Genomic DNA, 14,314 nt, shown 5'->3' on the forward strand with positions numbered 1-14,314 from the left:
CTAAAATATTACCCAATAAAGCTGATATAAGTTTGTAGGATAATTAAATTTACAATATCGATGAAGAAAGCACCGACAATAGGCACGACCATAAAGGCTTGTGGTGATGGACCAAAGCGAGATACAAGTGAACCCATGTTCATTACCGCTGTAGGTGTTGCGCCTAAGCCAAAACCACAGTGACCACCAGCCATTACCGCAGCATCATAATTTGAGCCCATAGCACGGAAAGTCACAAAGTATGAAAATAGGGCTAAAACAACAGTTTGAACTGATAGAATAACTAATAGTGGAATAGCTAAATCAAAGATATTCCATAGCTTTAAGCTCATTAACGCCATTGCAAGAAATAGAGCTAGCGAGACGGTTCCTAGTATATCTACCGTTTCTGTATCTATTTTATGAACCTTAGTTACTTCAGTAATGTTAGTGATGAAAACACCAATGAATAAAGCGTACACAAAATCAGGGATCTTTAACCATGAGATCTCAAAGCCTGCTACAAAATCACCAAGGTACCCCGCACCGACAACACAAAGTAGAAGTACAAATAAAGTTTCTATTACTTTTTTTGCTGTTACTTTGTCCTCTTCGCGTTCGTTATAAGTAACTAGCTCAGGGAAGCGAGTATGGGTATCTATACCAGTTCCATATTCTGATTCCAGTTTATGCTTATGAATTAACTTTTGAGCGATAGGGCTACCAATTAACCCACCCATAATTAAACCAAAAGTAGCTGAAGCCATAGCAAGTTCAAGTGTATTTAAGTTATAGCTTTCAGCAAATGTTTGTGACCAAGCCGCTCCTGTACCATGGCCGCCAGATAACGTTATTGAACCTGCAATTAAGCCCATTAAAGGATCAAGTCCCATCATGCTTGCAAGACTTACCCCAATACCATTTTGAATAATAATATAGAGTGAAGCAACTGCAAGAAATAGGAATACTTTCGAGCCACCTTTTATTAATTGCTTATAATTAGCAGCTAAACCGACAGTACTAAAAAACATTAGCATGAACGTACTTTGTAAAGGTAATGAGAACTCTAAGTTGATACCTTGGAAGTGCAGCATAGTAATAATGACAGCTACAATTAATCCACCCACAATAGGTTCTGGGATATTGTATTTTTTGAAGAGCACAATTTTTGAATTAATCACATGTCCTAGAAATAGTACGGCGATTGCGATTAAGAATGATTCAAGTGCGCCAATAGATAGAGTGTTTGACATAGAACTCCTAAGTTGAAATATCGATTCTTAGTTTCGTTCAAGTTACTTGCTATACGAAAATAAATGAAGAATAAATGTATTTTAATGCATCATCTCGAATGATATTGTCTAATTTCAGGAGCGGATAGTAGCACTTTTATCTGCCTTGCGGGGTTGCTGAGAGGTAAAATATATGAAGCTATAGTTGCAATTGAGGTATTTTGTGATGTTTTTTGTAGCTATTCATCGTAAAACAAGACAATACTACCACCACGTAATGCACTACCTACGTTAAAGGTGAAGCCAATACCAACATTATCAATAAGAGATACCCACTTTCTAGTATCGATTAACCATGCAATATTAAACTCATAATAATAATCAGTTCCGAGAGGCTCATTGACATCACCTCCTAGGTCAACTCGTTTGGCTTTTAGATAAAGAACTTGCGCTAAGCTATTCCAATGAGCCATGTTGTACCTTAGTTGAACACTATTTACAAAGCGCCAGACTTCAGGATTAACATCAGGACTAACTTTTGACGACCCTCCAAAACCTTGGCCATAAGCATAGTGATAACTATTATTAAAGCGCCACTCTCCCCAATTGGACTCTTTTTTATACTCAAAAGTGATTTTTGGTTCAATAATAAAAGCATTACTTGATACATTATAATAAACACCATCAAGCCACGGAGCTAGGTTTTGGCTAAACTCTGAATTGTATTCGTGTGAGTTTTTGTAATGCATTAAATGTAGGGCGTTACCAAATGAAATTGTCCAGTTATCACGAAATATATAGTTTTGAGCGTATTCTGCATAGAGGCCAAAAATCTCATCTAGATCAGTATCTGGCAATGACATTTCTTTAAATTCGACATCAATGTTTGTATTAACATAAGACCCTCGAACTGTGATTTCATGAGACCATAATGAATTAGGATCATTTGTTAATTCAAAAGTATAAGGTAACGAGTAAACGGTTACTTTACTACGAAGTTCGATAGAATCAGAGCTTCCGATATGTTCATTATTATTATCTAAATAATTATTTGGATTAAAATCAGCAATACCAAAAGTGATCATACTGCTATCTGATAATACGAGTGAGGTAGCAAAGGCTTCTTCGAATTGCTGTGCAGGTGAAAAGTCACGAGCATATGTTTTTCCTATTACAACGTTAAGGCATAACATAATAATAAGAGTCTTAAATCCACGCAATGTATCGAACCTTTTGAGAAAAGAGAAGTATAGTAAAAGTAGCAGACCAATCTATGAAATTAGCCTGCTATTAAGTGATTTAACTAATAATAATGTAAAATAATTAATAGTATAAGTATTGTATTCGTTCAAATAGACATTTGTTCATATTGTACTTATTTGTCTGAATTATTATGTCTCTTAAAAGAGATTATTCACTAATAAAACCACCGGTTTGATGGTTCCATAACTGAGCATAAATACCACCTAATTGAACTAGCTCTTTATGTGTTCCTTGCTCAACGACCTTACCTTGGTCCATCACCAGTAATCTATCCATTGCTGCTATGGTTGATAGGCGATGTGCAATAGCAATAACGGTTTTTCCTTCCATTAATTCATCTAAGCTGTCTTGAATCGCCGCTTCCACTTCTGAATCGAGCGCGGATGTTGCTTCATCTAAAATTAATAATGGAGCATCTTTAAGTAAAACACGAGATATTGCAACTCGTTGGCGTTGCCCGCCAGACAGTTTTACCCCTCGCTCACCAACTTGAGCGTCATAGCCTTTGCTACCGTAAGAATCGGTAAGGCTTTCAATAAACTCATGTGCTTGAGCTTGTTTAGTTGCAGCAAACAGCTCTTCATCAGTTGCTTCAGGGCGGCCATATTTAATATTATCCCTAATAGAGCGATGAAGTAGGGAGGTATCTTGGCTTACCATACCAATTTGGCTACGTAGCGAATCTTGTGTTACATCTCTAAGATCATGACCATCAATAGAAATAGCACCCGATTCTATATCATGAAAACGCAGTAATAAATTCACCAATGTTGATTTACCTGCCCCTGAACGACCCACTAAACCAATTTTTTCACCGGGTTTTATCTCAAGATTTAAATCATTGATAACACCTTTGTTTTCACCATAATGGAAATTAACGTTATCAAATTTAATCGAACCTTGAGTTACTTTTAATTCTGTTGCTTCAGGTTTATCATTAATTGAAATAGGCTTAGAAAGTGTATTAATGCCATCTGTTACCGTCCCTAAGTTTTCAAATAATGAGCTTATCTCCCACATTATCCAGTGTGACATCCCGTTAATACGTAAAGCCAGGCTTATCGCAATTGCAATCGCACCAACAGATAGGACGTTATCAATCCAAAGCATGATAGAAACGGCAGCAATAGAGAATACTAATAGGTAGTTTATGATCTCTACTGAAATATTAATCCCAGTTGCTAAACGCATCTGCTTATGAACTGTCCCTAGAAACTCTTCCATGCCTTCTTCTGCATATTCAGTTTCACGAGTACTGTGACTAAATAACTTAACAGTATTGATGTTTGTATAGCTATCTACAATCCTACCTGTCATGGTTGAACGTGCATCAGCTTGTTTTTCAGAAACGGCTTTTAATTTAGGAACAAAATAAAACTGAATACCAATATAAGCAGCTAGCCAAATTAGCATTGGAGCCATAAGACGCCAATCTGCTTGACCTACCATTACTACCATTGAAGTAAAGTAAACAGAGATATAGACAAGAACATCAAGTAGCTTCATTACTGTTTCACGAACAGCTAATGAGGTTTGCATTACTTTAGTTGCAATACGGCCTGCAAAGTCATCTGAATAAAAAGAGATACTTTGTTTTAATAAGTAACGATGCGCTTGCCAACGGATCGCCATTGGGTAATTTCCCAATAAGGTTTGATGGGTAATTAAAGAATGGATAAAAAGTAAAATAGGGACCCCAATAACCACAAGTAAGCCTAACCAAAGTAAGGTTGCTCCTTCTTGGGCTAAAAACGTGTCACGATCATGGGTTGATAGCCAGTCGACCAGTTGCCCCATAAAACCAAAGAGTGATACTTCAATCACCGCAATGACAGCACTCAATAACGACATACTGATAAGCGGAGCTTCAAACCCTTTAGTATAATGGCGACAAAAGGCATAAATCCCTTTTGGGGGTTGCTCTGGTTCTTGTTTTGGAAAAGCGGTTGTTAGCCGCTCAAAAAAATTAAACATACACTTAGCCTTTAATTATTTTAAGTTATTTGAATGTGGTATAAGTGAGAAATAATAGACTACTTCTACATATTGTTAACATAGCGCAAAATACTATTTTATGTAATTGATTTTGTAAATTATTTATGAACCTTTATTAAATAATTAGTACGATGAGACACACTAGAGGTATCATAAAAAATATCTTAATAATTACGAGAAAAGTTATGAAAAAAATACCCACAAATATCATTACTGGTTTTTTAGGTGTAGGTAAAACCACCACCATTTTACAACTATTAAAAAATAAACCTGACAACGAATCTTGGGCTGTTTTAGTTAATGAATTTGGTGAAGTTGGTATTGATGGGGCATTTTTAACTGAAAGTGGCGCTATGGTGAAAGAAGTCCCTGGTGGCTGTATGTGCTGTACCGCAGGTTTGCCTATGTCTGTTGGCATAAACGCCTTGTTACGTCAAAAACCAGACCGCTTGATTATTGAACCAACAGGTTTGGGACATCCTAAGAAAATAATCGCAATTTTACAGTCAGAAAACTATGAGAAATATATTGATTTAAAGGCAACGATTGGACTTGTTGATCCTCGCAACCTTTCTGATGAAAAATACACAAGTAATCAAAACTTTAATGATCAATTGAGTATTTCTGATGTAGTGGTTGCGACCAAAATGGACTTGGTATCAAACTATGATGAATGTTTGTTTTCTTCATGGGCAGCTGAGTTACCGCACCAACCTAAAAGCACCAAAATTAATCATGGTGAGCTTCCTTTGCAGTGGTTAGATGAAAACCGCACGATTGAGTTAATGATTGAAGAGCATCACCACCACCATGCAGAGCAAGAAATTGTTGAGATGGTATTAGAACCTGGGCAGAAATTCTGTCGTAAAGAAAATAAAGGGCAGGGCTATGTTAGCTGTGGCTGGTTCTTTGGTGCTGAATCGGTGTTTGATTTTGATGAGTTGTTCTCAATGTTATCTGCACTAACGGCTGAACGAGTAAAAGCGGTAATGAACACTAATAAAGGGTTTTATGCATTTAATGTGGCTAATCGCGTCGTTTCGGTTAATTTATTAAGTATTGATGGCATGGAATCAAAACTAGAAGTGATTGATACTCAATTATTACCTTGGGATCAACTGGAAGACGTATTACTCAGCTTACTTATTGAAGAGTAAAGTAAAAAAAGAGAGGCGAACTTAGGATTCCCCTCTCTTTTTGTTTGTGTGTTTAAAAAATTAACGTTTATTCTTCAAATAACGCTTACGGCGCTCTTCTTTTTTCTTTATTTGCTGCTCAACTTTAAGTGCAGCAGCAAGTTCAACGGCTTCAAGTTCAGCTGGGATCATTTCTGGAAGCTCTAGAGTTAATTGACCTAATGTGCCAGAACGAAGTTCATGAAGTAGAATTTCAGAGGCTTTGTAGATATTAATTCGTCCACCAGCTTGTAGGCAACCACGGCTACGACCAATCGCTTCCATCAATTCTAGATCATTATCTGGTAATTCATCTAAGTTGTAACGTTCTTTTAAACGCTCTGGATATTGTTTTGCTAAATACTCCACAGTATAGAAAGCGACTTCATCGTAATCCATTGCTGTATCTTTTACTGCACCAGTTGCAGCAAGACGGAAACCACTGTGTGGATTTTCAACTTTAGGCCATAAAATCCCTGGAGTATCAGAAAGAACAACACCATTCTGAAGATTAATACGTTGCTGGCGACGAGTCACTGCTGGCTGGTTGCCGGTTACTGCAATCATACGTCCAGCTAAGGTATTAATGATGGTGGACTTACCCACATTTGGAATACCCATAATCATGGTGCGAACATTTTTTCCCATCGCTTCACGGTGCGGAACCAATTTACGGCATTTTTCCATAATTTTATGGATTTCATCTGGATTGCTGGTTGTCACTGCCATTGCTGTGACACCTTGTTCTTTCTCAAGATGCTCAATCCAAAGTTGAGTCACTTCAGGATCTGCCAAATCACGCTTGTTCAATACTTTAATACAAGGCTTATCTTGACGTAGAGAGGCGATCATCGGATTCTCGCTACTGAAAGGGATACGAGCATCAAGTACTTCAATGATCACATCCATTTTAGGGATCACCTCGGCGATCTCTTTTTGAGCTTTATGCATGTGACCAGGGAACCATTGGATGGACATAGCGTGAATCCTTTAAAAAATCAAAAACGCTATTTTAACGGCAAAGTAGCAAGTGTAAAGGGAAGTTACGCCGCTATATGCCTTTGTTGCTGTAAAGGAAGTGGTTTTCCCAGTAAAAAACCTTGGAAATAATCAATTCCAAGTGCTTTCATATGTTGATATTGCTCACTGGTTTCTACGCCTTCAATTACGGTGAAAGCATGCTCTTTATGAGCCAATTTAAGAGCTGATAATAAAGGTTCAACATCACCGTCTTCATAATTGAGTAAAAGTTGGCGGTCAATTTTAAGAATTCCTGGTTTAAGTAAAGAAACTCGGTGCTCACAAGAGGCTTTAGAACCAAAATCATCAATAGCAATATTAAAACCATGTAATTTAATTTCTTCTATTGCGGTAAGCAACCGAGCTTCATCTTTATAGTGAAATTCTAATAATTCAAAGACTAAGCGCTCTGGTGATAAGTGTAAACTGCGAATACGAGATTCAAGTAAAGAGGCATTAAGATTTGGCAGTTTATTTAAATGAAAGTGAACTGCTGACTCTGGCAGAACATTAAGAAAAAGCAGACTCTTTTCTGGAGAGAACAAAGCAAAGTTTCGAATGTGAATAACTCGGCTAAGGCGTTCAATGTTTAATATTTTTTCTAAGCTGTGTGCTGGAGAGGTAAAAAATAAATCGGGGCGTATTGATTGATTATCTTGATCAAAAATCCGTAATAGTGCTTCATAACCAATGGCTTGTTTTTGTCTATTAAAAATAGGTTGAAACACGCTATGTAAAAGATAACCATCATAGCTTGCGCTATATGTTCCATCATCACTGGTTAATAAGCAGGACTCAAACTCTTCTTCTGTCGTCAATAACATACGTAACTCCATTTTACGGCATACTTAATTGATAACCGAAACAATGAGAATAATCAAACATGATATTATTTATTATAGAGAGAAATCACAGTTATATACGGTATTAAATTCCATTAGCAATATTAACTTAGAAGTAAAATGAAATTAATTTTCCAATTTTCAGTACTGCGTACTTTAAATTTCAATGGTAAGTAGGTATTATGTCTCTGGGATAATTATTTATTGGAAACAAATTAATGACATTTAGTGTTAAAACAAAAGTCGCGACCACTTTTGGTCTAATTATGATTTTGTTATCTATTATGCTAGTTGTTTTTGCAACTCAAGGCTTAGTAGAAGAAAAAAAGAAAAGTTTAACTATTCAATCTAAACAAGCGATTGAATCAATTTCTGCATTATCAGAAGCTTGGGTTGAAAATAAAAAACAAGAGTTAAATACCATACAAGCATTTTTATCAGAGCCTGGCATGACAAGCCACATGATCCGTAACGCATTAAAATATGCAATGAATGATACTTCATTACAAAATGCGTATGTTGGTTTTGATACTGGTCGTTTTTTACTTGATGATTTAGAGGCAGAAAATGGCGCTAAGTCTGCAGGCTATGACCCAAGAACTCGAAATTGGTATCAAGCAGCGTTAAGTGCTGGTAAACCAATATTACTTAATCCCTATGTGACTACTGATGTAAGTAAACGAGTGGTGGTTACAATGGCGATGCCTTACTCTAATCGTGGGGCTGTTCGTGGTGTGTTAGGGATTGATACGACAGTATCTCATCTTCAGACGTTAATGAGAAAAGTACCTGTACCAGACAACTCACAAGTAATGATGATTGATGGGCAGGGTAAAATATTAGCGCATACAGTCGATGGATATCAATTGAAAGATGTTGATGTTTTTTCACCTAAATTACATGCTATGTTAGGTAAAGAAGATAATATTCGTACCGACATATTGGGTCACGATTCTTATGTTATTACTGTTCCAATGCTAGAAGAGTGGACTATGATGATAGTGTTGGATCATAACTCTATTGTTGCTCCCTTACGTGACCGTATTATTAATTTAATTTTGTTTGCTCTTGGAGTTATTGTTGCGGGGTCTATCTTTGTTATTTGGATGTCAGCTCGTTTAATTAGACCGTTAGAATCAGTAGATGAGATGTTGGCTAAAGCTGCTGAAGGTAAGGGAGATTTAACTATTACTTTACCTGTAGGATCTAAAGATGAAGTCGGTTCGATTTGTACAAGCTTTAATTCTTTTAATTTCACGTTAAGAGGAATGATGACAGATTTGACCGATAATATGGTTGAAGTTACCTCTACATCACATTCTGTGAAAGATATAGCGAACGAAGCAGCTAAGAATGTAGAAAGCCAACAGATTGAGATAGAGAAAGTATCAACCGCGGTACATGAAATGAATGCAGCAGCAGCTGAAATTGCCCAAAGTATATCTCGTACTTCTGAAGCGTCAGAAAATGCAGAGTCTTTTATTCGTGAAGGGTTTCAAGAAGTACAGTCAACCTCTGAAAATATTAAGCTTTTAGCAAATAAAGTAGATATATCTTCAGATATGGTTGAAGAGTTAAGTGTCAAAACAGGACAAATTAATAGTATTGTTGATGTGATTAATACAATAGCAGAACAGACTAATTTATTAGCATTGAATGCGGCTATTGAAGCAGCTCGTGCGGGTGAATCTGGTCGTGGTTTTGCTGTTGTTGCTGATGAAGTTCGTAATCTTGCAACGAAAACTCAAAGTTCAACAGAAGAAATCAGAAAAACTATTGAAGGCTTACAGGCTGATGCAAAAGGTCTTGTTTTTGCAATGGAAGAAAATAAAGGCATGACAGAGAATACGGTTAATCAGGCAGAGGTTGCCTCTAAAAAGTTGACTTTAGTGGTTAAGGCGATTCAAGAAATTAATGATATGTCAGCACAGATAGCTTCAGCGTCTGAAGAGCAGCATATTGTAAGTGCTGATATAGGTAAAAATATTGAGTCTATTCATGAGCTTTCAAGAGAGGTAACTACTCAGGCTCGTGATACTGATTTAGCAAGTAATAAATTAGAGATGGTTGTTAGTCAGGCTGAGGCAAACTTAGCTAAGTTTAAAATATAATGTAGATTATACTAATAATATAATTACCCATTAAAAAGGAAGCGAATGCTTCCTTTTTTTATTTAAATTTTAAGCAGTTACTGTGACTTCATAAGAACCAAACTTACGAATATTAATTACACCCGTATCAAACAGTAGATATTGTCCTTTAATACCATTTAATATGCCTGTAACTTCTGGGTTCTTATCAAAATTATGACTGATGATTTTTACAGGGAATTCATTAACAGGGAAGGCGATATCGAGAATGTTCTCATCAAGTATCTCAACAGAATCTTCACCATGTTCCGCTTTAACTTTAGCAATGGCTTCTTCGACTTGTGGCAGCAGTTCCAATGCGGCTTCTTTTAAAGCAAGTGGTTCATTATTGCCTTTTAGCAGAGTACGCCAATTGGTTTTGTCAGCAATCAGTTTCGCCAATTCAATTTCGACTAAACCCGAAATTAAGCGGTTCTTCACTTTAGCAATTGGTAAGCCTTGCGTAGCTCCTTGATCAATCCAGCGAGTAGGGATCTGAGTATGACGAGTAATGCCAACCTTCAAACTAGAAGTATTTGAAAGATAAACATAGTGGTCAACAAAACAGTTATCTTCACCCCATTGAGGTTCACGACAAGTTCCTTCAGCAAAATGACAAGTTTCTGGCTTCATTATGCACATATCGCAACTTGCTAATTTTTTCATACAGACAAAACAGTGGCCTTGAGAGTAACTTTTCTTTGTTTTCTTACCACAAGAGCAACAAAAAATATTGCCCGTATGAGTTAGTGTCAGTGTTTTACCAATGAATACGTTGAGTTCGACTTCTTCATTGCCGACAGGTAAACGATATTGAACAGCACCGTCAAGCAGTGATGCGCGCATTTTTGCTAATGTTCCAGTAATTTGAATGCTCATAGATTTTTCTACTATTTTTTATTATTAAACAATGATTCTTAGTTATTGTGGGCATTGTAGCAAAGTAAGGGGCGAGTGTAAGAGTTGAAATGAAGATTTATGTGCAAGGATAAACGACACTTATGCTATACTCCGCGGCATTAGACCAGAATGCCTGGTTATCCATCAATAATACTCGAAATTGGAGTGCAGCTTTTGCAATTTAAAGATTTAGGTTTAGATAATCGCCTATTAAAAAATCTCGCTCATCAGAACATCAAAAAACCAACAGAAATTCAGCGTAAAGCTGTACCTGTTGCGATGGCAGGAAAAGATATTCTTGCATCATCAAAAACAGGTTCAGGTAAAACGTTAGCGTTTGTCTTGCCAATGCTTCATAAATCACTGAAATCAAAATCGTTCTCTAAGAATGATCCTCGTGCAGTGATCTTGGCACCAACGCGTGAATTAGCAAAACAAGTGTATACACATCTACGCAGTATGCTAGGTGGTTTAAGCTATGATGCAACCCTAATTACGGGTGGTGAAAACTTTAATGACCAAGTGAATGCATTGCGTAAATTTCCGAAATTTATCGTAGCAACACCTGGACGTTTAGCTGATCACTTAGAACATCAATCTTTGTTCTTGAATGGTCTAGAAACACTGATCCTTGATGAAGCAGACCGTATGCTTGATCTAGGTTTTGCTGAGCACCTTCAGAAAATCCATAAAGCGGCAAATCACCGTCGTCGTCAAACTCTTATGTTCTCTGCAACATTAGACCATGATGCGGTAACTCAGTTTGCTGGTAATATGCTTGATAATCCTAAGTTTGTTTCTGTTGGTTTGTCAACGGATGAACATACTGATATTACGCAAAGCTTTTACTTGTGTGACCACCTTGATCATAAACAAGCGTTACTAGATAAGATTATTGAAACTGAAAAATACTTTCAAATCATGATCTTTACAGCGACTCGTGCTGATACAGATCGTCTCACGGACCTACTTAATGAGCGTAAGCTTAAAGCAGTAGCACTAAGTGGTGACATGAATCAGACAGCTCGTAATAACATTATGAGCCAATTTGAGCGTCGCGCACATAAAATTCTAGTTACGACAGACGTAGCTTCTCGTGGTCTGGATTTAACCAGTGTAACTCACGTTATTAACTTCGATATGCCAAAACATATGGAAGAATACGTTCACCGTGTTGGTCGTACTGGCCGTGCTGGTAAAAAAGGAACAGCCATTTCTCTCGTTGGTCCAAAAGACTGGGAAAGCTTTAAACGTATAGAAAACTTCCTACAGAAAGAATTAACCTTCTCTGTATTTGAAGATCTAAAAGGCAAATTCAAAGGTCTTGTACCTAAGAAGAAGCGTACGTTTGTTAAGAAAGGCGATACGAAGAAAACGACAGCAAAACGTGGTTCTCATAAACCAAAAGCGGCTAAGAAGCGCGATAATTCATTCCACACTAACGTTGCTGTGGGTGATCAAGTGTTTATGCCGAAGAAGAAACCAAAGAAACTGGTTGTTGACGACGAGTAAGACTGACTGTTAAGTCTCTTTGTTTAAGAGAATATTCAAGTTTAAGACAATAAAAATGCCAAGTGAGTTACCTCACTTGGCATTTTTTATATTAATCTATGTCGTTAGACCAATAAGAGTAAGTAAGTGATCAGTTATTTACTACGATTGGTATTAGTACCAAATTATAGATATTCGCAGAGATAAGCAGTTTCAAGCTCTACTTTCACATCAAATGCTGAACTTCCTTCAACAGAGAAATCTTCACCTGCAGAAAATGTCACCCAGTCCGAATCAGTTGAGCGCTTAACGGTAAGGGCACCTGTAACTACCGTCATTTTCTCTGCGGCATTAGTACCAAAGGTATAGTTACCCGGAAACATCACACCTACTGAAATGGCTTTATTGTTTTGCTCAAATCCAATAGATTTTACTTTATCTTCAAAATAACTGTTTACATTTAGCATGTTACATCCTTGTAATTAAATTCAATTTCACAATAGATTATTCGTCGTTTATTTTCAACTATTACTTAACATAACCTAACGATTGGATTGTTTTCGCTGCAGACTCAGAGTTCATATAAGTTATAAATTCACTAGCTTGTGGTGAAAGTTTTTTTCCTTTAAATACAAATAAGAAAGGGCGAGATAGAGGATATTTGTTCGCGATAATAGCACTTGGCGTTGGAAGGATATGATCAATTTCTACAACTTGTAATGAAGCAAGGTCACCAATAGAACCAGCAGAAACATAGCCAATTGCGTGAGGGTTTCGAGCAACAATACTCTTCACCATGCTCGTACCATTCACTACAATCGCATTTGAACTAATATCTGATACAGTAAAGGAATTTATCTCTTTAGTTAATCCTAGATTCTTTTCAAATGAGAAGCGTGAACCAGAAGCGAGCTCTCTGGTAATCACCGCTATTTTCTTATCTTCACCACCGACTTCTTTCCAGTTCTTAATATCGCCATGATAAATTTTCCAAATATTATCAGCAGATAAGCTTGTGATGGAATTATTTGGGTGGACAATAATGGCAATTGCATCATATGCGATGGTTGTAGTGCTCAATGTTTCTTTTTCTTTATCTGATAATTGGCGAGAACTAATAGCTAAGTTAACGGTGTCATCAACCAGCATTTTAATACCAGCGCTTGAACCAATACTTTGTAGGTTTATTTGAGGTTTATGAGACTGATTGTATTCTTCAATAAACGGTTCTAATAAGTTAGAAACTGAAGTTGAGCCAACGATGACCGTATTTGAACTGGCAGAAAAAGCAGTAGAGCTAAAAAGTAAACCGGTAACAAAAGTGGTGTAACTAAGCGCTTTAAACATGATCGAGATCCATAATCAAAAAAAAGCATCATAAAGCGCGAGTGTTACACCTATGTGACAGTTTAGCCTCGTGTTGATTCTCTAAACTCTTTAGGGGTACTACCATGAATTGATTTAAACGTAGTACTAAAGTGAGCCGCAGTTTTAAAGCCCGTTTCATAAGCAATTTCAGTGATGGTTTTTCGCGTAATACGGAGTTGTGTCGCCGCATAATTAACACGTTTTACTTTTACTAGATGTGCAAAAGAAAGTTTATCGGATTGTAATTTACGTTTAAGTGTTGACGAAGACATTCCTAATTGTGGAGCAACAGTATCAATAGTTAAATCAGAGGAAATATTTTGTTCAACAAAGCGAATGAGGCGCTGCGAGGTTGTTAATATTGATATTCTATGTATAAAAGCAATCAATTCAGGATATTCATTTACCATTTCACTTAGAATAGCTAATGTTAAAAATTCGAGGGTATCATTAGTTACGCTGTTTTTAAGTTCACTTTTTATTAACGTGAGTAAATTAGTAATTGAGGTGTGCTTATCTGGTGAAAAGACAAAGGTCTCTCTAGAGCATGGAATATGAGCGTCGTTATTGGTATAGGTAATGAATCGTTGAAAAATCGAGACATCAATAACAAGTGACTCAGCTTGAAAGTCACCGCTTGTATTTACCATTTTTACTTTAGAAATATCTCCAGAGCTATAGAGTAAATATTCACCAGTGTTAAGAGTAATGTCTTCCCCCGCTTTATCTCTATAATGGAATTGTCCCGACTTGATAATATATATACCATTTCGTTCGACAGGATAGCGATCGGATTTTCTACGGGTTTCGGGGTTAAATTGGTACAGTTCAATTGGGGGCATGATCAATTTCCTCTAAATAACTCGAGAATTAGTGTAAACTTACTTATTGAAAAATCAAGATTATTTACTTGTAGTCTA

General features: G+C 36.7%; 11 protein-coding genes and 2 pseudogenes. 4 read left to right on the top strand and 9 right to left on the bottom strand.

Annotated features, from left to right (window positions below; translation table 11 throughout):
* Nucleotides 1-8: 8 nt before the first annotated feature.
* The 3 genes from gltS to ACU5DF_RS01540 all read right to left on the bottom strand — a co-directional run bounded on the left by gltS (nt 9) and on the right by ACU5DF_RS01540 (nt 4,448).
* On the bottom strand, nt 9-1,232 hold the full coding sequence (gene gltS, locus ACU5DF_RS01530; RefSeq protein WP_045103870.1) for a sodium/glutamate symporter: 1,224 nt from the start codon (nt 1,230-1,232) through the stop codon (nt 9-11).
* A 218-nt stretch (nt 1,233-1,450) separates the two neighbouring features.
* Nucleotides 1,451-2,431, bottom strand: coding sequence for a Solitary outer membrane autotransporter beta-barrel domain (locus ACU5DF_RS01535; protein ID WP_446711540.1), 981 nt, complete (start codon nt 2,429-2,431; stop codon nt 1,451-1,453).
* A gap of 190 nt (nt 2,432-2,621) precedes the next feature.
* On the bottom strand, nt 2,622-4,448 hold the full coding sequence (locus tag ACU5DF_RS01540) for an ABC transporter ATP-binding protein (RefSeq protein ID WP_446711541.1): 1,827 nt from the start codon (nt 4,446-4,448) through the stop codon (nt 2,622-2,624).
* Between the two features lie 206 nt (nt 4,449-4,654).
* Here ACU5DF_RS01540 and ACU5DF_RS01545 point away from each other — a divergent pair.
* Nucleotides 4,655-5,135 (top strand): annotated as a pseudogene (locus tag ACU5DF_RS01545) (CobW family GTP-binding protein); the annotation flags it as partial.
* Between the two features lie 62 nt (nt 5,136-5,197).
* Nucleotides 5,198-5,626: pseudogene (locus ACU5DF_RS01550) on the top strand (GTP-binding protein); the annotation flags it as partial.
* Between the two features lie 60 nt (nt 5,627-5,686).
* On the opposite strand, the gene ylqF reads toward ACU5DF_RS01550, so the two are convergent.
* Nucleotides 5,687-6,622, bottom strand: coding sequence for a ribosome biogenesis GTPase YlqF (gene ylqF / locus ACU5DF_RS01555; RefSeq protein WP_045103874.1), 936 nt, complete (start codon nt 6,620-6,622; stop codon nt 5,687-5,689).
* Nucleotides 6,623-6,687: 65 nt separating this feature from the next.
* The gene (locus ACU5DF_RS01560) at nt 6,688-7,488 is read right to left on the bottom strand and encodes an EAL domain-containing protein (protein WP_446711542.1); all 801 of its coding nucleotides are present in this window, start codon (nt 7,486-7,488) and stop codon (nt 6,688-6,690) included.
* A 236-nt stretch (nt 7,489-7,724) separates the two neighbouring features.
* On the opposite strand from ACU5DF_RS01560, the gene ACU5DF_RS01565 reads away from it, so the two are divergent.
* Nucleotides 7,725-9,617 carry a methyl-accepting chemotaxis protein gene (locus ACU5DF_RS01565; RefSeq protein ID WP_446711543.1) on the top strand — a complete coding sequence of 631 codons (1,893 nt, stop codon included), beginning with the start codon at nt 7,725-7,727 and terminating at the stop codon, nt 9,615-9,617.
* 69 nt (nt 9,618-9,686) lie between these two features.
* On the opposite strand, the gene ACU5DF_RS01570 is transcribed toward ACU5DF_RS01565, so the two are convergent.
* Entirely contained in the window at nt 9,687-10,514 is an 828-nt protein-coding gene (locus ACU5DF_RS01570; RefSeq protein WP_446711544.1) for a DUF2797 domain-containing protein, read from the bottom strand.
* Between the two features lie 150 nt (nt 10,515-10,664).
* Between ACU5DF_RS01570 and ACU5DF_RS01575 the strand changes: the two genes are divergently transcribed.
* The gene (locus ACU5DF_RS01575; protein WP_045103878.1) at nt 10,665-12,047 is read left to right on the top strand and encodes a DEAD/DEAH box helicase; all 1,383 of its coding nucleotides are present in this window, start codon (nt 10,665-10,667) and stop codon (nt 12,045-12,047) included.
* Between the two features lie 164 nt (nt 12,048-12,211).
* Here the strand turns inward: ACU5DF_RS01575 and ppnP are convergent, their stop codons facing one another.
* The 3 genes from ppnP to ACU5DF_RS01590 form a co-directional block, all read right to left on the bottom strand.
* A complete protein-coding gene (gene ppnP, locus ACU5DF_RS01580; RefSeq protein ID WP_446711545.1) occupies nt 12,212-12,493 on the bottom strand; it encodes a pyrimidine/purine nucleoside phosphorylase in 282 nt (93 codons plus the stop codon).
* A 61-nt stretch (nt 12,494-12,554) separates the two neighbouring features.
* Nucleotides 12,555-13,373, bottom strand: a complete 819-nt coding sequence (locus ACU5DF_RS01585) for a phosphate ABC transporter substrate-binding protein (RefSeq protein ID WP_446711546.1) — start codon at nt 13,371-13,373, stop codon at nt 12,555-12,557.
* Between the two features lie 62 nt (nt 13,374-13,435).
* Nucleotides 13,436-14,236 carry a helix-turn-helix domain-containing protein gene (locus ACU5DF_RS01590; RefSeq protein WP_045103881.1) on the bottom strand — a complete coding sequence of 267 codons (801 nt, stop codon included), beginning with the start codon at nt 14,234-14,236 and terminating at the stop codon, nt 13,436-13,438.
* Nucleotides 14,237-14,314 lie beyond the last annotated feature (78 nt).

Source organism: Aliivibrio wodanis (assembly GCF_052920805.1).